At 34.7% G+C, this 20,049-nt stretch carries 18 protein-coding genes; 8 read left to right on the forward strand and 10 right to left on the reverse strand.

The features are described from left to right. Window positions 1-921, forward strand: a 921-nt coding sequence (locus A0F92_RS07720; protein WP_167516916.1) for a peptidase dimerization domain-containing protein, incomplete at its 5' end; no start/stop codon positions are given. Between the two features lie 185 nt (window positions 922-1,106). Continuing rightward, complete coding sequence (locus A0F92_RS07725) at window positions 1,107-2,060, forward strand: methylenetetrahydrofolate reductase (protein ID WP_068243859.1); 954 nt, start codon at window positions 1,107-1,109, stop codon at window positions 2,058-2,060. A gap of 142 nt (window positions 2,061-2,202) precedes the next feature. On the opposite strand, the gene A0F92_RS07730 is transcribed toward A0F92_RS07725, so the two are convergent. The 9 genes from A0F92_RS07730 to A0F92_RS07770 form a co-directional block, all read right to left on the reverse strand. Next, a complete protein-coding gene (locus A0F92_RS07730) occupies window positions 2,203-4,446 on the reverse strand; it encodes a multicopper oxidase domain-containing protein (protein WP_068243995.1) in 2,244 nt (747 codons plus the stop codon). A gap of 314 nt (window positions 4,447-4,760) precedes the next feature. Then, window positions 4,761-5,222 (reverse strand): hypothetical protein, encoded by a 462-nt coding sequence (locus tag A0F92_RS07735; RefSeq protein ID WP_068243863.1) that lies wholly within the window; start codon window positions 5,220-5,222, stop codon window positions 4,761-4,763. Window positions 5,223-5,255: 33 nt separating this feature from the next. Continuing rightward, window positions 5,256-6,005, reverse strand: a complete 750-nt coding sequence (locus A0F92_RS07740; RefSeq protein WP_068243866.1) for a substrate-binding domain-containing protein — start codon at window positions 6,003-6,005, stop codon at window positions 5,256-5,258. Window positions 6,006-6,013: 8 nt separating this feature from the next. Continuing rightward, entirely contained in the window at window positions 6,014-6,925 is a 912-nt protein-coding gene (locus tag A0F92_RS07745; protein WP_068243867.1) for a molybdate ABC transporter substrate-binding protein, read from the reverse strand. A 53-nt stretch (window positions 6,926-6,978) separates the two neighbouring features. Next, entirely contained in the window at window positions 6,979-7,452 is a 474-nt protein-coding gene (locus tag A0F92_RS07750; RefSeq protein WP_068243868.1) for a DsrE family protein, read from the reverse strand. Between the two features lie 143 nt (window positions 7,453-7,595). Continuing rightward, the gene (locus A0F92_RS07755; RefSeq protein ID WP_167516917.1) at window positions 7,596-8,597 is read right to left on the reverse strand and encodes a c-type cytochrome; all 1,002 of its coding nucleotides are present in this window, start codon (window positions 8,595-8,597) and stop codon (window positions 7,596-7,598) included. A gap of 31 nt (window positions 8,598-8,628) precedes the next feature. Further along, window positions 8,629-9,000: a hypothetical protein gene (locus A0F92_RS07760; RefSeq protein WP_167516918.1), complete on the reverse strand. Its 372-nt coding sequence runs from the start codon at window positions 8,998-9,000 to the stop codon at window positions 8,629-8,631. 232 nt (window positions 9,001-9,232) lie between these two features. Continuing rightward, window positions 9,233-10,351 carry a TIGR03118 family protein gene (locus A0F92_RS07765; RefSeq protein WP_068244007.1) on the reverse strand — a complete coding sequence of 373 codons (1,119 nt, stop codon included), beginning with the start codon at window positions 10,349-10,351 and terminating at the stop codon, window positions 9,233-9,235. A gap of 52 nt (window positions 10,352-10,403) precedes the next feature. Beyond that, window positions 10,404-11,495 (reverse strand): YeiH family protein, encoded by a 1,092-nt coding sequence (locus A0F92_RS07770; protein WP_253810265.1) that lies wholly within the window; start codon window positions 11,493-11,495, stop codon window positions 10,404-10,406. A 605-nt stretch (window positions 11,496-12,100) separates the two neighbouring features. Here A0F92_RS07770 and A0F92_RS07775 point away from each other — a divergent pair. Further along, window positions 12,101-12,661: an RNA polymerase sigma factor gene (locus tag A0F92_RS07775; protein ID WP_068243873.1), complete on the forward strand. Its 561-nt coding sequence runs from the start codon at window positions 12,101-12,103 to the stop codon at window positions 12,659-12,661. Between the two features lie 49 nt (window positions 12,662-12,710). After that, window positions 12,711-14,054, forward strand: a complete 1,344-nt coding sequence (locus A0F92_RS07780; protein ID WP_167516919.1) for a hypothetical protein — start codon at window positions 12,711-12,713, stop codon at window positions 14,052-14,054. A gap of 37 nt (window positions 14,055-14,091) precedes the next feature. Here the strand turns inward: A0F92_RS07780 and A0F92_RS07785 are convergent, their stop codons facing one another. Then, window positions 14,092-14,985, reverse strand: a complete 894-nt coding sequence (locus A0F92_RS07785) for a LysR family transcriptional regulator (protein WP_068243879.1) — start codon at window positions 14,983-14,985, stop codon at window positions 14,092-14,094. A gap of 209 nt (window positions 14,986-15,194) precedes the next feature. Between A0F92_RS07785 and A0F92_RS07790 the strand changes: the two genes are divergently transcribed. The 4 genes from A0F92_RS07790 to A0F92_RS07805 all read left to right on the forward strand — a co-directional run bounded on the left by A0F92_RS07790 (window position 15,195) and on the right by A0F92_RS07805 (window position 19,989). Continuing rightward, window positions 15,195-16,148, forward strand: coding sequence for a heme-binding domain-containing protein (locus A0F92_RS07790; RefSeq protein WP_068243883.1), 954 nt, complete (start codon window positions 15,195-15,197; stop codon window positions 16,146-16,148). 5 nt (window positions 16,149-16,153) lie between these two features. After that, window positions 16,154-16,645, forward strand: coding sequence for a hypothetical protein (locus A0F92_RS07795; protein WP_068243885.1), 492 nt, complete (start codon window positions 16,154-16,156; stop codon window positions 16,643-16,645). Between the two features lie 478 nt (window positions 16,646-17,123). Then, a complete protein-coding gene (locus A0F92_RS07800; RefSeq protein ID WP_068243888.1) occupies window positions 17,124-18,317 on the forward strand; it encodes a hypothetical protein in 1,194 nt (397 codons plus the stop codon). Window positions 18,318-18,654: 337 nt separating this feature from the next. Further along, on the forward strand, window positions 18,655-19,989 hold the full coding sequence (locus A0F92_RS07805) for an alpha-L-fucosidase (RefSeq protein ID WP_167516920.1): 1,335 nt from the start codon (window positions 18,655-18,657) through the stop codon (window positions 19,987-19,989). Window positions 19,990-20,049 lie beyond the last annotated feature (60 nt).

The following is a 20,049-nucleotide window of genomic DNA, read 5'->3' on the forward strand; positions in this document are numbered from 1 at the left end:
GTGTATATGGTGCGTGCAGGGTTATTCAATGGGGTAGATGTGGTATTGCACTGGCATCCCGGCGCAGAAAATGGTGTAACCATGACCAGTGCATTAGCCAATATCTCTGCTAAATTCAGGTTTCATGGTATTGCTGCACACGCTGCAGCATCGCCCGAAAAAGGCCGCTCTGCTTTAGATGCCGTTGAGGCTATGGATTATATGGCCAATATGATGCGGGAACACGTGCCTCAGGAAACCCGTATTCACTACATTATTACCAATGGCGGCAAGGCGCCCAATGTGGTACCCGATTTTGCTGAGGTGTATTATTATGTGCGCCACCCCAATAAAGAGCAGGTAAAATCTATTTTCGACAGGTTGGTAAAGGCCGGGCAGGGTGCAGCATTGGGCACCGGCACAACCATGGATTATGAAATTATTGGCGGCACACACGATTTGTTGTTGAATAAAACCCTGGCTACAGTTATGCAAGCCGATTTAGAACAAGTGGGCGGTGTTACTTATACGCCTGATGAAGTAGCATTCGGTAAAAAATTACAGGCCACTTTTAATTTTACCGTACCACCCATTGAGTCGGCTGCTACCATTAAACCATTGAAAGAACAGGAAGATGCTGGCGGCGGCTCAACTGATGTAGGCGATGTAAGCTATGCAGTGCCCACCGTTGGCCTAAGGGCTGCTACCTGGATTCCAGGCACTCCTGCGCATAGCTGGCAGGCCACTGCCTGTGGCGGAACTGAAATTGGCACCAAAGGCATGATGGTAGCCGCTAAAACATTGGCATTAACAGCCATTGATTTATACCAAAGCCCGGCTTTGATTGATGCAGCTAAAAAAGAATTTGTGCAAGCCAAAGGCAACTACCAGTACAAAGCATTATTGGGCAATAGAAAGCCTGCTTTACATTACCGCGATTAATTGTGTAATATTTTGATATTAAATCAACCGCTTTCTGGTAAAGGAAGCGGTTTTTTATTGCTTTGATGCTATGTTTGCAAATATTTTAGCGGTTCATGATAAGCCGGCAAGTCAAAAAGCTTATCCTGCCAATGCGCTAAAAGATTCGTGATTTTTAATAGCAACGCTACCATACACCTAAACAAATGAAAGTAACTGAACACATTCAACAGGCCAAAAGCACCTTACTATCTTTTGAAGTATTACCACCCTTGAAAGGAAAAACCATTACTTCGTTATATGATCATTTAGATCCGCTCATGGAGTTTAAGCCTTCTTGGATCAATGTTACCTACCACCGTAGCGAAAGTATGTTTAAGAAAAAAGCCGATGGCTCGTTTGAAAAAGTAGAAGTACGCAAAAGACCCGGTACCGTGGGCATTTGCGCTGCCATTATGAACCATTATAAAATAGATACAGTGCCACATTTAATTTGTGGCGGCTTTACCAAACGCGAAAGTGAAGATGCTTTAATTGATTTGAATTTTCTGGGTATTGATAATGTGTTGGTATTACGGGGCGATGCAGCTAAAAATGAAACCAGTTTTGAGCCGGAGCCAGATGGACATGCACATGCCATTGATTTACAAAAGCAGGTGGTGAACTTAAACCACGGTATATACATTGATGAAGATATTCGCGATGGTGGTAAAACTAATTTTTGCATTGGCACCGCAGGCTATCCTGAAAAACATTTTGAAGCACCCAACTTAGATACCGATTTGCAGTTTTTAAAAGAAAAAGTTGAAGCTGGCGCCGATTATATTATGACCCAAATGTTCTTCGATAACCAAAAGTTTTTTGCTTTTGTAAAAGCCTGCAGGGCAATGGGTATTCAGGTGCCCATTATTCCGGGATTAAAACCCATTACTTCTAAAAAACAATTAACCGTATTGCCCAGAATTTTTCATGTAGATATTCCCACTGATTTATCAAATACTATTTTAAATTGTAAAACAGATGCCGAGGTAGAAACAATTGGCACTACCTGGTTAATTCAACAATCAAAAGAACTGAAAGCTGCCGGTGTGCCGGTATTGCATTACTATACTTTGGGTAAACCTAAAGTAATACGCAATGTGGTGAAAGAGGTGTTTTAGGTATCCAAATGCAAAATATCAATGCAGATATCTTCTTGCAATTCAAAACAATAAACTATGATAATCAAATAACTTCATTTCGTTTACGAAACAAAATAGCAATTATGCTATAATAATTCCTCAATTTCTGAAAGTTTATTTTTTAAAATCTGACTAATAATCCTCCTCCCCATTGATACCTTGAATCATACCCACCCGATAGTGAAATATACTTACTTAAAAGATACTGTAGGTCAAGGTGATATTCCTTATCTGTATTGATACGCCAATTAAAAAAAACATGTGGCAGCAGCCATTCATCACTTTCTAATTGAAGTCGAACCCTGCCTGCAGAATTTATTCGAAGGTCAGATTCGATAAAGAAAGGGAGGGTATATCTTATGCCTACTACGGGCAAATCAAATTCTTGTTGAAAAATTTCTTTCCCACTAAAAACATTATAATATTTTTGTCTTACAGTGGCAACGCCTATATAAGGTCTAAACCAATTTGTAATATATCTTTCATAACTTAGGTTTATTTCGTATTGGCCATTATAGTTGGTATTGGCTTCTGTTCTAATTGCATTTGACATATTAATATAATTGGCATTAAATTCTGTCATCATGCTTTTTGCTGCTAAACTGCCATAAAAAAACCATTGTTTATCTTCATTTAATATTTTTTTCAGCGGATAGTTAGCCAGGGCAGTATCTCTTTCACTACCTTCATAATGTATGTAACGTGCCATTCCACTTGCCAAATGATACAAGATATGGCAATGAAAAAACCAGTCTTTATCTTCATTTGCGGCAAATTCTATTACCACCGTTGTCATTGGGGGCACATCTACGGTGTGTTTTAATGGAGAGTAATCGCCATTTTTGTTAAGAACACGGAAATAGTGACCATGAAGGTGCATAGGATGGTTCATCATGGTTTTATTAACAAGTATCAGCCTTACATTTTCTCCTTTCTTTACCGCAATTGAGTCTTGTTGTGAAATTGTTTTGTTATTTATTGACCATACATACCTGTACATATTTCCGGTTAGGTTCAGTGTAATTTCCCTGGTTGGTTTTCCCTGTGGTAAGTTTGTTGGTGTAAAAGATTTGAGCATATCATAATTAAACATTATGAATTTACCAGTTGTATCTGACTTAACTGCACTCATTGCCGGCATATCCATGTTTTGATTCACCTTTTTTTCCACGGAAGTTTTTTGCATAGGGTTATCCTGTTGAACCATTTCTTTTTTACTGCTTCCCATCATCTGTTTGTCCATTGGCATATTACCCATATGTCCTCGTTTTTTCAAGCGCATATTCATATTGCCCATATTCATTCTGCCTGGCATATTTACAGTTAAATGATGAATGGTTTCACTCATTTTCCATACATTAGGTTTTGGAATATCAGGAGCCATTATTTTATTACCCTGCCCTATAAATACAGAAGCATGGCCAGTAACATCAATAGCTGTTGAACGAAATTCGTAAGCACCATTTGTAGGAACCGTTATAATGAAATCATAGGTTTCAGCAACCCCCATCAACAAGCGGTCAATGAAAACGGGTTGAACATCTACCCCATCGGCAGCAATCAATTCCATTTTACCGCCTGCATACTGCAAATAAAAATAGGAGGATGCTGATCCATTAATAACCCTTAATCTTATTTTTTGTCCGGGTTTATATTTTGAGAAGTCTGATTCAGTATTTCCATTAATGAAAAATCTGTTATAATAAACATCAGAAATATCCATCGGAGGCATTCTGTTATAAGCTGCTTTTAGCCTTTCGCCCCACGCATGGTGTTTTAATAATTTATCAAGGCTCTGGGGATAGCCTTTTTCTAATGCATAATATTCATTAGCAGCATCTCTTCTTTTCAAGGTTGTTAAAACAGAAGCAGGCTTTTCATTTGTCCAGTCAGATAGTACCAGAACCAATTCCCCATCTACCTGATATCTTTTTTTTATAGGTTGAATAACTATCGATCCATATAAGCCACTTTGTTCCTGCAGCATTGTATGCGAGTGATACCAATAAGTTCCAGATTGTATAAGCGGAAAACGGAAGGTGAAAGTTTTTCCCGGTTCAATAGGTGGTGTGGTTAAATAAGGAACACCATCCATGAGGTTAGGTAACAATATTCCATGCCAGTGTACTGAAGTTGATACATTCATTTCATTATGCACATGTATTACTGCGGTATCACCTTCAGTGAAATACAGTGTAGGAGCTGGAATAGAGCCATTTACAGCAATTGCTTTTACCCTCTTGCCAGTATAATTAACTGTAGTATCAGCAATATTAAGTGTGTATTCAACAGTTTTAGGTTTATTTACTTGAGCATGCAGCATGCAAGAAGTAAACAAAAAAAGAATTATAAGTAGTTTTTTCATAAGCTTATTGTATATTTTGTTGGAATATCGTTTTGTGTTTTGTTGTGAAGATAAACAAAAAGATAAAACAAAATATAGCAGTCCGTTTTGATAAGGCTTCATTATCAGTAAATGCTAAAACAGCCAAAATATTTATGGAAAGTATATTAGCATATATTTATTACCAATGCAATTGTTTAGTTTATTTTTTTAATTTAATAAAATTATGAAAAAATAGTATAAATTATTGATTAATTATAATAGTATAAATGATTGATTTATATGCGATATAATTAAATTATAAATTTTTGTATATAAATATACATTTGGAGCGCTTAAACTTTTTCAAATAGCAGGCCTAAGATAGCTCCAAATGCCCAGTTGGCTATAAAAAAATATACAATACCGGCTGTTGAAATACTGTTTATACCAGCAATGCCCTGTCCTAAAAGTGGCAGTACAATAAAAGCATTTATAGACCATGGGATTAGAGAAAAAATACTCCCCTTTACAAGACCTTTGCCGGGTAGAAACTTTTTATTTATGAGGACATAAAATAATACCATAGCCATGCCGGTAGCATAATGAAATATAATGAAAAAAATAAAACTTTTTAAATATAATAATAAACCCGGATTTAAAAATGTCCGGGTTTTCAAAATAAATAATTTCAGCAATCCGCCACTTTCAGCTTCTATATGTAGCAGGGGAGCAGCTTTTAATATTATAGTATTAATTGTTATTGCAATAAATCCAATAACGAATATTTTGGCTATTTGAAATTTTTTTTTAAACATGTCATTATTTTTTAATTAAAATAAGCATTTATATTACTCCCATCCCCATTTTTTAAAAACGTTATGGCCTTCTTCTGATAAAAGAAATTGTATAAAATGTGCTGCATTTTGCTTTTGTTTAGTGATAGAAGTGATAGCAATGGGAGTACCCCGGTAAACAGTTTGTGAGGGTGGTATTGTAACAAGCGATGCTACATCTTTTAATCTGTAGTACCAGGACGAGAAAATTATTATGGCATCAAATCTATCATCTTTCTTCCACATATCAATGGCTAATGCTGTATTTGCTGCAGCGCCTTTAATATTTTTTTGAATGTCTCCAATAATATTTTGTTTCCCGGCTAAATCTTCCCACATACCCAATTGTCCGGCGCCAATTACTTCAAGTATCTTTACTCCAGGCAAAGTCAGGTCTTTAAGGGAATGTATTTTTTGGGGATTGCCAGGACGAACCAATATACCGGCAGCCCGTTTATATAGTTCGGTTCGTGTAGCATTGTTGATTAACCCGGGATGATTCTTATCAAATTGAGTCAGCATGTATTCTGCACCACCAAATATTATATCCGCGTTTTTATAAGCATCATTTATCCATTTTCCTTCAGGGCCAGCTATAATTTTTATTGGTGTTGAATATTTCTGTGTGTATAAGCCGGCACATTCTTTCATGGCAGCGGCCGGCCCACCCGGACCATAAATCATTAAGGTATCATTAGTTTGTGCCCATATAAGCATTGGTGCAAACAAACAATAAACTGATATTATTATAAATTTTGCTTTCATTTGCTTACTTATTTTGTAGTAAATCCATATTTTCTATAAATTGTTTTTGCAGTTGGGCTGGTTAAAAAAGTCATGAAATCTTTTGCGGCCTGTTTATGGGGTGCATTTTTCATTAGCCCTGCCATATAAGTTGCAGTAATGTTTTCATTATCAGGAATTGTTACCATTTCAATTGGATGATTTATCATTTGTTGATAATAAGCTTCAGAATACCAAACAGGACCGGCATCGCTCTGAGCGTATAATATGCGCATAGGTGTTTGGCGGTGATGAATTTGTGTTAAATAGGTGGTTTGGTTCTTTACTTTTACATCCATAATTTCATTTTTTAAAGCAACTCCGCCTGCTTTAACATATGCCTCCTCAATGCGTCTACCTATACCTTCCCATTCAGGATTAGGCATACTTACTTTTATGTCTTTTCTTCCCAAATCTTTCAGTCCATGGATATTTTTAGGATTCCCCTTTGGTATCATTATTGCTAATTTGTTATATGCGTAGGCGGTTGTATCAACAAAATAGTTTACCATTTTATCTATTCGGGTTTTACCTGCAGTGTAAACATCCGGTTGCAGGGTAATGCGCATATTACCAATTGTAATCGAACCCCCTTCAATTTGTTTTGCTAAAATACCAGGAGGCAAAGTTTCTGCAAATATCCGTTGGTATTGTGGATATTGTTTTTTGAATGCGGCAATCAAATCGTCGAGACACATAAACTGATTTCCTGCAAAAAAAACTACGAGTTGTGGATTGTTGATATCTCCAAATAAATCGGGTACATTGTCTACACCCGGAATAGTAAACATTACTTTACTTTTAGGTGGTGTATTCCAAGGAGGATCAAAACGATGATCTTGGGTAAATCCTTCATTCATTATAAAAGCGAAAACTGCGATAAATATTAATATTTTTTTCATTGTAAGTTGTTTAATTTTTAGAATATTTGTTTTACTAAAAGAAAAATTATGTTTTATGGTTTTACAATTGACCAACCTTCCGCCTGTCGGATAATTAGTTCACCATTACCACTGGGTACAATCCCTATAAAATCATACAACTGATCGCGGCTTATTTTTCTTTCTTTTAACGTATTATTACACTGGGCTACAATAACCCCTTTCTCAACCATATTTTTTAAATCGTTTTCATATGGGCTCCCTTTCAGATAGGCATCTGTACCGCCGCCAAAAGCAATCAATTCAATTTGTATTTTTCCCAAAAGCCTTGGGTCATTTAATGCATTATTAATATTTCTGAATGCCTTTTGAATAATTTTAGGATCATTATTATCCAGCTGATAAATAGCATTGTAATGTTTCAGGGTAGCTTTAGCGCCGGTAAAAGCTCTGTTTTTTTCCAGAGCATTATTCTTCTCGTTTGTCTGCGCAAAGGCGGTTGTAATGAGTAATACAAAGCCCAGTAAAAATGTTGATAATTGTTTCATGATAGGTGTTTTTATGATGAATAAATAAAAAATAATGAAATAGTACTTGTCTTTTAAAAATTTTTAAAATAAACTTGATAAAATATATATAATAATTTTAATGCAAAAACTATAAATTAGTAATGCTATAACTTTTTATTCAGTTATTGTGTTGCTGCAGTTAATCTTGCTGCTTTAATTGGTTGGAATGGACCAAATTTGTGTTGTTTTTCACTAAATGTATCAGAATAAGGACCAAAGGGAAAGTCAATGGGTTTTTTATTAATATTTTTCCAATCCATACTTTGATCTTTATGAGGCCTTGATTGGCTATTAACAAAAGCAGCTACATCCCATGCTTCCTCATTGGTTAATTTTGGATGATGATAGTCAGTTCCAAATGGCATATTGTTTTTAACAAATGAGGCAAAGCTGCTGATTCTGTATAAACCAGCACCATCATTGTAGCTATGTTTACCCCAAAGTGGAGGATAAGTATAACCAGTGCCTTCAATATTTGGTTGACCTTCTCCATTGTGCCCATGGCAGCTTTGGCAATTAGCCATATATACTTTCATCCCCTGTTCGGGACTGGCGGCCCTGTCAAGATATTTTAATTTCATTAAACTGGTTCCTCCTCTTTTTACACCTTTAGGTATACCTTTACCCAGCCATTTCATATAAGCATAGATAGCATGCATTTCGAGAGTACTTGAATCCATTGACTTACCATTTAAACTTCTTTCAAAACAATCGTTTACTCTATCATAAATGGTTTGCATACCGTTGTTGCGTGCCCTAAATTGTGGATAAGTAGCATAAACTTTACCAAAGTTATTTCCATAAGGCACTGTTCCCCCTGCTAAATGACAATTCTGACAATTCATCCCGTTGGTAGTTTGTGCTATAATACCTTTCGGACCCAAATAATAAGCAGTATTGGAAATGAGTTCGTATCCATACCAAATTAATTTTCCGCTATCACTATCTATAGGAATCTGGTATTTATTCCAACCTCTCCAAACTGTATCTATAGGTTCTGAATTTAGAAGTGCTGCTATTTTATTTTCTTCCTCCTTTTTCGCCTCTAATCCATTAATTACTTTATTGATAAGCACAAATGCTATAATAATCACTAATACCAGAGGAAACCAATTTTTTTTCATAACAAAGAATTTACTAACTTATATTGATGTTTTATATTGTTTCTACTGGTATATGTAACTCTAAAGCAAAGTCACATATAACAGGTTCAATATCTTTTTTTATCCAACGCTTCCAGGTATACTTGACTATACAAAAATGTAATAAGCCACTTATAAAAAAATAAAACATAAGAGGTGTAATATATAATAATAGAGTATGATTAATAAACATAAATGGCCAAGGCATAAAAATTGCAATGAAAACTCTAAGAATACTCTCGCCAAATCCTACATTCAATGTTATGTCGTTTGATTGCTTCTTTTTATTAAAATCAAACTCATCATTCACTTGGATATCAGTTATTTTATTTTCGTTGGCAGAAAGAAAAATTTTCTTTGGTACTGCCGTTGTGATTTTTTTCATTTTCATAAATTTTATAATACAAATTTCGGTAGAAAAAAAACACAAATGAAATCACTAATTCAGATAGTCAATAACTTTTAGTAATAAGGATGATGCGGTTCTTTTTGAATAGAAATTTAAATTTAACAGGTAAGTCAATTTAACAATATTATGTATTGCATTTATGCTTTAAAACAAAATCCCGGTTTGTAGTAAACCGGGGTTTCGAGTTGATTAATAATATTGAAGACAACTATTTTTTTATATACCCAAATAATCCATCTTTTTCATAATTTGGCCCTGCCTCAAAATAAAGACGAGTAGGGTCAATTGTAGTTGCTGTTACGGGTGGGAATGAAAGTGCCCACAAACCATCAATTACCAATGGTTGTCCTTTTGACTGTAATTGCCCTAAATACGTACCATCATTTTTATACGCATTAATATGTCCATCGCCAAAATTTCCTACTAAAATAGTATTGGCATAACTAGTAGAGTCTGCACCAAAGAAACTGCCGGGTGCTTTTGCAATCCCCCAAGGCGAATTCAATTGTCCTCCATTTGAAACCAAGCGTTTTACAAATGTTCCATCGGGGTTGAATATATCAACAATGCCTAAACCACTGGCGTGCACTTCGTTTCCATCAGGACCAACTTTTGCATATAAGACATACAATTGATTGTCGATTGTTTGAACATTAAATGGCGAATACTGCGCAGGCAAATTAGGATCTGTAAAATTTATATTAACACTATTCCAATTATTATCAAAAACATCGATAGTACCTTTTTTAAAATTTGCAGCATACAAATAGTTACTACCCATATTAGTGGCTAACGCAAGGCCAAAGTAGGAGGCGGTTACAGAATTGTTTATTTTGGTAATAGCATGTGTCAGGTTGCCTTTGTTCCAACCGGAAATAATTCCATCCTGGCTTGCAAAAATAAATATGGCAGGAGAGCCATTGGGCAGCATAAAGTTAGAACTACCGGCAAAAACCTGTCCTGTTATATGCCCGCCAGTAGCACTATTGGGTGAAGGAATAGCTACAGGTGATAATAATTGATTGCCCTCCTTGTCGTACACAGGGGCATATCCGGTAACATTGGCACTTAACCAGATATTACCTGCAGGACTAAATGAAATACCCCATGCATCCTGCAGAATGGTGTCTACTCGCAATGCATTATAGGCAGTGGTATTGGCCACAAGGTTAACCTGATTAAAATTCTGTAACCCTGTTACAGGAAGTTGTGGCGTACCATAACCTTGTGAACTTTTTTTGCAGCCGGTAATAATTAATCCAATAGCAAGAAGCGTAATACCTCCTTTTAAAATTAAAGTGAAGGATTTTGATTTGATTGTTTTCATTTTCATTTGAGTTTGATTGTTTAAAAAAATTTCTAAATAATAATTTATTAATTTAAGCTAACATTGTAACAGCCCAGAGTGCAGCTACAGAAATAATTGCCCATAGCACAATTCCCTGGATAAGCGGCTTAAAACCTACTGACACCAATACTTTTCTCGATAAGCCACATCCAATTAAAAATAAAGTGAGAGTTAAGCCTGATTTAGCAATATATACAATGTATCTACTAAAATAGGTGCCCAAGGGCAGGTATGTATTTGCAATCATTGCAAGAACAAACAGGCCAATAAACCATGGGATTTTGATGCTTCCTGATTTTGAGTTAAATGCAAATGCAGATAAAAATGCAACTGGTATAATCCAAAGCGCTCTTGCTAATTTTACGGTTGTAGCTACTTCTAATGCATTCGATCCATATTTATTTGCCGCTCCAACAACAGAGCTTGTATCATGTATTGCAATAGCACACCACATACCAAATTGAGTTTGAGACAAATTCAGGGCATGGCCAATAATAGGGAAGAGAAATAATGCAATAGAATTTAAAATAAAAATAGTGCCAAGTGCAACAGATATTTGTTTCTCTTGTGCTTTAATAACGGGGGAAATAGCAGCGATTGCACTGCCTCCACAAACAGCAGTACCAGTAGAAATGAGATAAGAGGTTTTCTTCTCTATTTTTAAAAATTTACCCATTAAAAAACCAATGATTAAAGTTCCTGTTATTGATACAATAGTAAATAAAACACCCTCTTTTCCAGCCTTTAAGGCACTACTTACATTCATTCCAAAACCTAAACCCACTACTGAAATTTGTAATAATATATGTGTTGCTTTATGATTGAGGTGTAAATATGGATGCCCAATAAACTGAGCAATTACTAAACCCATTAATAATGCAATTGGTGGAGAAATAAAAGGTGATAAACAAAATACAACCGCTAATAAAAAAATAACTTCTCTTGTAGTGATACTTCGGTCTAATATACCCTTAACCTTTTTTGGTGTTGTGGCTGCTTGTGCTGTTTCTTTCATATTGATTTCTTTGTTTTTAAGAATACAAAGCTTATCTTTAAATGAATTGTAATTAAATTGAAAAAAATGATGGTCAATAACTTCAGGTAATGTATAAATTTGTATCATAAAAAATTCATATCATTAAACAAATTGCTTTTTCTTAATGTAAAATTGTTTATACTTATTGAATATATTTTGCATAAAAAAATATATTATTATTTAAATACATAAAATTGATATATTGAAACTATATGATTGAGATTAACTTCTCCTGCTTTTTTGTCAGATATTTTTTACTCATTCAGTTTGAATATATTTTTTTGTATTTTTTGCATTATTGCTGTTGAAGAACCGCAAAATGTTTAGCAGAAATAATTATATAAACATTTTCAACATGTTTTTTTAAAAAGTATTTTTTAACTTTTACATTTAATACAATCAACTGTTTGCTAAACATCGAAAAAACATTAGATAAGGTTGCCTCTCTAAAAAATTTTAGTAATGCCTATATTTTAATTTTTCTTTAATACAGGCAGGGAGTTCAATTATTTTATTTTAAGTTCATTAGGAAAAGTATATCATCCTTTCAAAAAAAATTTAGCTTTAATGGTTTGAAATGTGTTAGATGCTTTTAGAAAGATAGTTTGCTCCTTTTATTGTGGAAATTAAAATGCAAGAATGGGGCAACTAAATGTTATATTTTTGCGATTATGTACATAAAGCATTAATACTTGCTTACAAAGGAAGATTTAATAGAATGCCTTGATGGATGTAAAAAGAACGATAGGAGAAGTCAGGAAAAATTATATGCTTCTTACTACGGTCTTGCCATGTCTATATGTTATAAATACGTAAATAATCATGAAGAGGCTGTAGAAGCAGTACATGATGGCTTTTTAAAAATTTTTAAAGAACTGTACCATTTCAGTACCGATTCTCAAATTGTGATTCCGACATTCACAGCCTGGCTTAAAAAGATTATGATTTTCACAGCCATTGACTATTACAGAAAACAAAAGAAAGAAGCAGTTTTTACTGAATTGGATGTACAATATGAAGAAGTTACTCATGTAATTGAAACTGGTCTGGATAAAATGTCTCATGATGAGATTGTGAAAGCAATAAAAACCCTTCCGCCAGGTTACAGGCTTGTATTCAATCTTTATGTGGTAGACGGATTGAGTCATAAAGAGGTGGCAGCATATCTGAATATTTCTGAAGGAACTTCTAAGTCTAATTTATCGAAGGCCAGAGCATTTCTTCAAAAGGTATTATTGCCTCATTTAACATAAAAAACAAGCTATGTGGATTGAAGACTTTGATGATAAAATTAAAAAGGCCATGCAAAACAATGTACCATTGTTTGAGGAAAACGAATGGAAAAAGATGGAGGCATTGCTAGATAAGGAATTACCGCAAAATAAACGGCGGATACTCCCTTTATTTTTTTGGATACCCCTTTTTCTGGTTGGACTATCTTCCATTTTTTTTATTTATAACCACTATCATGCTATTTTAATTCAAAGTAAATTTCAAAATAAAGAAGCATCTGTAATTGAACAACAGTATCAAAAGAACAAACCAAATTCGTTTCTTAAACCAACTACTGAACCTGGGCAAATGAATGGCAAATTAAAATTAAATGAAGCGCAATATGGTACAAGCAATACACCTGCAATACATAAAATTGTACCAGAAACAATGAAACGAATAAACCGGAAGGGCATCTATAATATCCCAATAACAAATTCTTCCCACAAACTAAACAATACTCAGGTATTCACCCAACAGAAAAATTTCATTAAAAGTGATGAGGTATTGAATAATACAGGCAACAGTTCAACTACTGCAATTGTAACAATCAATGCAGCACCAAAAATTAATAATCATCTTAAAGTAGTTGATGAGGAACGAAAATCTGGGTTTGTTTCAAAGAATAATAAGATTGGTACTGATACAATGAAACCAGAACCTATTGTTGAAATTTCAGAATTCAAGAAGCAAAATAAGAATGTAGAAAGTAAAGACAAACAAAATGCTAACAGTTTTACTGAAAACAAATTATCAAAATCAGTAAGTAAAATAAGTAAAAACAATGAACTTTCCCTAATGGCTATATCCGGAATGCAGACCAATGGTACCAGGCTTGCTGCACTTGGAACAATAGAACCAGTTTATGGTATTGGGCTGCAATATACTTTGGGGAAAAAATGGGCTGTGCGCGGAAGTATAATGCAGCAGCAAAAGAATTATGCAGCACGGAATGAAGATTATCATGCCCCTACAGGCAGCTGGGCATCAGGTGTTGTCTTTAAAAATATTAAGGCTGATTGCAGTGTCATCGAAATTCCATTAAGTGTTGCTTTCAAAGTTAAGACTTTTAAAACAGGGAGCTTATTTGTATCCGTTGGATCTTCCACATACTTTATGAAGCGGGAACAATATCAGTTTTATTTTAAAGGACCATCTGGTAACGATACCACCCGAACTGCTAGTTTTGTAAATAATAGCCAGCATTATTTTTCTTCCATAAATTTGTCGGCAATAGCAGAAAAAAATATTTCATCCCGTTTTTCAATTCAGGCCGAGCCATTCTTTCAATTGCCGATTAATGGTATTGGGGTAGGAAAAATAAAATTGTATAATATGGGAGTGTTGTTAACAGCCAGGTTAAAGATTAAATAGTAAGTCAGACTATTTAAATCTTCAAATAGAACTGACACTATCTGACCGAATGAAAATTAGCGAATTTCACAAACAGTTCGGCTAGTTTTTCAGCAGGACCCTGCTGTTGTATAAAATAAAAAAAACGTTCAATGCTTAATCCTTTTATATCTATAATACAGCAATCTTTGTTTTGCAATTCCTTTAAAACCGAATGAATAGAAAGAAATGCCATGCAGTTACTATGCATTAAATAAAGCTTCATGCTTTCTGTACTGCCTAATTGCATTTCACTTTTTAATTGTGAAATTTTAATACCTAATGGCTTTAGGGCATGTGCAATTACTTCGAGCGTACCTGAACCCGGTTCTCTTAATAGTAAAGGAATTTTTTTTAATTCCTCAGGTTGAATGGTTAGTTTTTTTGCCAATGGGTTGTTGATATGGGATACCAGTACAATTTCATCTTTAACAAACTCAGTATATTTTATATAAGATTTCTTTTTTTGACCTTCAATAATTCCTATATCAATCACCTTTTCTTGTAAAGCCAATTCAATTTGCTCGGTATTATTGGTCAGTAAGGTAATTGTGATCTCAGGAAATTTTTTATGAAATGCGGCTAATACTGGTGGTAAAACATATTGTGCAACGGTAGTACTAGCCCCTAAACGTAATTTCCCGGTATGGCTTTGCGATAGTGTGTTCATTTCAAATTCTAGAGTACGGTAAATGGCAAACAGTTGTTCAGTATGTTGTAATAAGGTTTCTCCTGCAGGCGTTAACTTTATTTTTGTTCCATTTCTGTCAAAAAGTTTTATTTTAAAGTAGTGTTCTATTTCGTGAATATGTTTGGTAACTGCCGGCTGTGTAATAAACAATTCATCTGCTGCCTTTGTAAAGTTGAGGCGCTTGGCAACAGCATGAAAAACCTGAAGTCTGAAATCAAACATAATAATTGATTTAAATTTTTATACTGTAAACTGTTAAATTAAAAATAGTATAATAATTGATGTAATTGATGTAATAAATTTGGAATTAATAATATTATTATACTAATCAAACTGCTAAACAAATTTAAGCAATATTTATAGTATTAGTAATAAAGTATCAAATATACAATTGGGTTTAAAATTTTTTTTAACTTAGTAAAAAAGTAATTATGAAACATTTATTTCAAAATAAATTGTTTAGGATAACACTATTTATAATTATATTTATTTTTTTAGCTATCCAGTTTATCAAACCAAAATTAGAAATTTCAAGCCAAAGCAATGATCTTTCATTGAACCCTGCCTTGAAGCAAATTTTTAAAAAGGCCTGTTACGATTGTCATTCAAATGAAACCAATCTTTCGTGGTTTGATAAAATTCAACCTGCTTACTGGTTGGTTGCTCAACATGTTAAAACAGGCAGGCAATATTTAAATTTTTCTCGGTGGGACAGTATTCCTAAGACAGTACAAAAAGGTGTGTTATTCGAATCTCTCAACCAAATTCAATTTGGTACAATGCCATTAGGTTCTTATGAAAAAATTCATCCGGGCTCAAAAGTAAGTTCAAGCGAAGTATCTGAAATTGAAAAATATCTTTCTACTCTTATAACAAACAATCCCTCCGATTCTTCAGTTATAAATAGTGCAAATAGGCAATATAATAACTGGTTGCAACATCAGGCTTTGAATTTTGCAACAGCACCTTCGCCAAATGGTATAGAATTTATCCCTGCATACAAAAACTGGAAAGCTATTAGTTCAACCGATAGGTTAGATAATGGAACGATGCGGATTATTTTTGGGAATGACATTGCTGTAAAAGCAATTTCAAATAAAAATATTAATCCATGGCCTGATGGAACTATTTTTGCTAAAGCTGCCTGGGCACAGGTTAGAGACTCTTTAGGTAATGTACATGCCGGACAATTTATACAAGTTGAATTTATGATTAAAGATGCTCGAAAGTATGCATCAACGCATGGTTGGGGTTTTGCAAGATGGAAGGGTGTTTCTTTGTTGCCTTATGGGAAGAACAAATTATTCACAACTGAATGTATGGGTTGTCACCAGCCTATGAAAAATAATGACTTTGTGTTTACCATGCCTTTAACTTTTAAATAAAAAATATGAAAAAAGCATATAGTGTATATTTAATTTTTTTATTGCTACTAAGTTGCGGTCGTACTGAAAATAAAGTGGATACTCTAATCAATATTTCTGCTTCCCGGATTGATTCAATTTCATTCAATCCACTTAAATGGAAAGTAGTAACCTCATCAACCAATCATGCTAAGAATACCCAATCAATATTGTACGGAAATGATATAGCCGTTGATTATGCAAGGTCAAATGCAGCAAAGCAATATCCGCCCGGTTCAAAATTGTGTTTTGTAACCTGGAGCCAACAAAACGATAAACACTGGTTTGGTGCAAAAATACCTTACGAAATCATCTCAATAGAATTGATAACATTTAAAAACATGAGCAATGGCAGCTTTTTAAGAAGTTATGAAAAATATATTGGGAAACCGTTGCAAAGGTTGAACGAACTCGATTCAACTTTTACGGCTCAACGCATCAATTATATAATTTCTCAAGATGCTTCTGTACTTCCATAATGTTGATATTTCTTATGTTTTGTTTGTTATATGAACTGATGATAATTTTTTGTAGAAATGATTGCTTTGAGGTACGTTGTAGTTGGTATTGTTCATGTGTATTACAAAATTATAATATACAAATTAATTTAATTATTTTAACTTGCAGAAGCATACACAATTTACGTTGAAGAAGTATCAAAGTAAAATTAAAGTTCTGTAGATTGTTTCAAGGAAAATCAATTTTCACCAGTTACCCTATAAAAGAAACAATCTTAAAAGTTAGAAGCAGTATCAAAATTTTGTTAACCAATTCATAGCGGTTGCAAAATTTTGTTAAAAAATCTTCACTTAAACAAATAAGGGGGTTCCCCCAATTTTTTAATCAACTCCTAATCTGTTATTCATACAACAACTTTGCTTTTATCGTTTCTTTATGTTGTTAATTTTAAATACAATAAGCATTTTATAATTTCATATTTAATTTAATTCATCTTTTATGAAACATATTTCAATAATGCTCTTTTTAATGGCAATAACAATTGCAGCCAACTGCCAGATAACCGATTCTTTAACCAACGAAAAATTACTCCGCGAAAAAATACTCAATGATATTCAGCAAAATTTAGAAAAGAAAAATCAGGTGTTTGATTCTACTATTCTGCACATTAATGAAAGAGTAGATAATTTAGATAGTGCTATTAAAGTAACCACCAGTGTAAAAGTAAAAGCCGATAAGCTGGTAGAGCGGGTTCAGGCATTGGAAGATAAACAAAAGGCGCAAGACCTGAATGAAATGAATATTTACCAGGCCAATTACCAAAGTGCTATTGTAAACTTAGTTTCCATGCAAAGAGAAATTAAGCCATTGATATTATTTAATACCACTCGTGAATTTTTTACGCAATTAACTGATGCCGGCAACCCCATGAATTATGCCGGTTATACCAAGTGGTTTAATCAATTTAAAGATTTTGTAAAAGCCAATAAGCAAAAAGAATCGATGCTTACGGTCAGTAATAACTTATTAAATTTTTCAGGGTTGGCTGCACAGGCCGTTCCGGTGGTGGGTCCAATTTCTTCCGTATTGTTTTCCGGCATGTCAACCTATGTTAATTCATTAGGTAAAAAAGAAAAAGAGCTTAGAACAGAAAGTGAAAAAATGATTACACTTACTGCCAAAGTTGGTCAGTTTGATTATGATAAAAGTGAAGTGGAACATGAATGGAAATTAATTACCGATGAGCTGAATAATCTGCAAAAACTATACAGTAAATCGCTCGAAAAAAACCTGAATATGTTACAGGTAGATGCCGACGATTTTAATCAAAATTTTTCTCAGGAAAGTGATGCAGAAAAAAGATACCAGTATTTAACCGCATTACGCCAAAAAGCCAGCGATTATGTGGCAGAACAAAAAAGCAAAACACCTAAAGATTGGAAGGAAAATGTGTACAATGAAATGATGGCGATTCAATCATTGAAAATGCGTTTCGGGCAACTTACTTTTCGCATCAATGAGAATATTGCTAAATATGCTGATGTATTCAACAAGTATAAGGACGATCCTGACATTGGCGGAAAAATGACAGCACTTCAAAACAAATTGAATGAATTAGAAGACACATTCGATAAAGCTTTCGATCCACTCGATTATATTAATTCGGCCTCTAAAATGTACAAAGTAATGTAACCCAAAAACAATGTGTTGATGCACAGGTATTCGTTTTGTGTTTACCCATCTTTTTTATCTATTCATCCTGCCTTGAGTTTAGTATATTTTGGCAGTAAAGCACAAATAAACCGCTTAATAATAATGCGGCTTTTCAGTGGCTTATCAGTAGTGGCTCATGAGCGGCTTATCTATGGCTTATCTGCCTGTTTAGTACTTGCAAAACACATTTCAAAGCCCAACCATCATTTGGTTGTTTTGACATTTTACCGCTAACTTTAAGCCAAAGCCGGTTCATTGTTTTATGGTCGGGTTTATTTAATTTGGCTTGTTGCTTACCACCACTTAAAATTTTAATATGTATAAAACCATCCTAATTGGGATAGCTTTTTTTTGTTGCTTGTCGGCTTCGGCACAATCGGCAGCAACCTATCAACCTTCTCCCCAAAACCTCAAAGCCCGGCAATGGTTTCAGGATGCCAAATTTGGTTTGTTTATTCATTGGGGGCCATTTAGTATTCCGGGCGCCGGAGAATGGGTGATGAATAACCGCAACATTACCGTAAAAAATTATACCCGTTTAATGGATTTCTTTAACCCTATTGATTTTGATGCCAATGCTTGGGTGAAGATGGCAAAAGAGGCAGGTATGCAATACATTACCCTTATTACCCGCCACCACGATGGGTTTAGCATGTGGAATACCCGGCAGTCGGATTTTAATATTATGAATACACCCTACCACAAGGATATTGTGAAAATGATAGCAGACGCCTGCCATGCACAGGGTATGCCCTTATTTTTTTATTACTCCTTATTAGACTGGAGAAGAGAAGATTATTCGTGGACTACCGGCCGAACCGGGAAGGGTACTGGAAGAACCAAACAAGGAGATTGGAACCATTATATTCAATTCATGAAAAACCAGTTAACCGAATTATTAACCCAATATGGCCCGGTGGCCGGTATTTGGTTTGACGGGTATTGGGATCAGTTAAAAAATGATACAGATAAAAACAAACGGCCTGCCATTGACTGGCATTTGAATGAAATTTACAGCTTGATACACAGCTTGCAACCCGCCTGTTTAATTGGTAATAACCACCACATGCAACCCCAGCCCGGCGAGGATTTTCAAATGTTTGAAAAAGATTTACCCGGCGGCAATACCAGTGGTTTTGGTGGTGCGTCTGTATCGCATTTGCCATTAGAAACCTGCGAAACCATTAATGATTCATGGGGCTTTAATTTGGCCGATACCAATTATAAATCAACCGCTCAGTTAGTGCATTATTTGGTACGGGCAGCAGGTTTGGGGGCTAATTTTTTATTGAATATTGGCCCTATGCCTAATGGAGCAGTACAACTTGAATTTCAGGAGCGGTTGGCCTATATGGGCCAATGGCTGCAAACATACGGCAGTAGTATTTATGGTACACAGGGAGGGTATTTGCGTCCGCAAAACTGGGGTGCCATTACCAAAACTAACGGTAAGGTGTTTGTGCATGTGCTATCAGATAGTGTGTCTGAAATACGCTTGCCGCAATTTCCGTTTACCCATATCAGCCGAATTTATTGGCTAAAAAATCAGCAACCGGTTACCGTGCAGTTGCAAAACAATGTGCTGTTATTGTCAGGTATTCAAAAAAAGGAGGACGAACCCGATGCCGTAATTGTTGTGGAAGGAGAGTAGGTGTGAACAATAATATGGGTTATTTAGAACCAATAAAAACAGTACAGAAAAGAATAAACT

The organism is Hydrotalea flava, from assembly GCF_001623405.1.
In the GTDB taxonomy this organism is placed as follows: Bacteria; Bacteroidota; Bacteroidia; order Chitinophagales; family Chitinophagaceae; genus Hydrotalea; species Hydrotalea flava.

What these genes read in the sequence shown, in the direction of transcription:
- A0F92_RS07725 (WP_068243859.1), top strand. Translation starts at nt 1,107, where the DNA reads ATGAAAGTAACTGAACACATTCAACAGGCCAAAAGCACCTTACTATCT.
- A0F92_RS07730 (WP_068243995.1), bottom strand. Translation starts at nt 4,446, where the DNA reads ATGAAAAAACTACTTATAATTCTTTTTTTGTTTACTTCTTGCATGCTG.
- A0F92_RS07735 (WP_068243863.1), bottom strand. Translation starts at nt 5,222, where the DNA reads ATGTTTAAAAAAAAATTTCAAATAGCCAAAATATTCGTTATTGGATTT.
- A0F92_RS07740 (WP_068243866.1), bottom strand. Translation starts at nt 6,005, where the DNA reads ATGAAAGCAAAATTTATAATAATATCAGTTTATTGTTTGTTTGCACCA.
- A0F92_RS07745 (WP_068243867.1), bottom strand. Translation starts at nt 6,925, where the DNA reads ATGAAAAAAATATTAATATTTATCGCAGTTTTCGCTTTTATAATGAAT.
- A0F92_RS07750 (WP_068243868.1), bottom strand. Translation starts at nt 7,452, where the DNA reads ATGAAACAATTATCAACATTTTTACTGGGCTTTGTATTACTCATTACA.
- A0F92_RS07755 (WP_167516917.1), bottom strand. Translation starts at nt 8,597, where the DNA reads ATGAAAAAAAATTGGTTTCCTCTGGTATTAGTGATTATTATAGCATTT.
- A0F92_RS07760 (WP_167516918.1), bottom strand. Translation starts at nt 9,000, where the DNA reads ATGAAAAAAATCACAACGGCAGTACCAAAGAAAATTTTTCTTTCTGCC.
- A0F92_RS07765 (WP_068244007.1), bottom strand. Translation starts at nt 10,351, where the DNA reads ATGAAAACAATCAAATCAAAATCCTTCACTTTAATTTTAAAAGGAGGT.
- A0F92_RS07770 (WP_253810265.1), bottom strand. Translation starts at nt 11,495, where the DNA reads ATGATACAAATTTATACATTACCTGAAGTTATTGACCATCATTTTTTT.
- A0F92_RS07780 (WP_167516919.1), top strand. Translation starts at nt 12,711, where the DNA reads ATGCAAAACAATGTACCATTGTTTGAGGAAAACGAATGGAAAAAGATG.
- A0F92_RS07785 (WP_068243879.1), bottom strand. Translation starts at nt 14,985, where the DNA reads ATGTTTGATTTCAGACTTCAGGTTTTTCATGCTGTTGCCAAGCGCCTC.
- A0F92_RS07790 (WP_068243883.1), top strand. Translation starts at nt 15,195, where the DNA reads ATGAAACATTTATTTCAAAATAAATTGTTTAGGATAACACTATTTATA.
- A0F92_RS07795 (WP_068243885.1), top strand. Translation starts at nt 16,154, where the DNA reads ATGAAAAAAGCATATAGTGTATATTTAATTTTTTTATTGCTACTAAGT.
- A0F92_RS07800 (WP_068243888.1), top strand. Translation starts at nt 17,124, where the DNA reads ATGAAACATATTTCAATAATGCTCTTTTTAATGGCAATAACAATTGCA.
- A0F92_RS07805 (WP_167516920.1), top strand. Translation starts at nt 18,655, where the DNA reads ATGTATAAAACCATCCTAATTGGGATAGCTTTTTTTTGTTGCTTGTCG.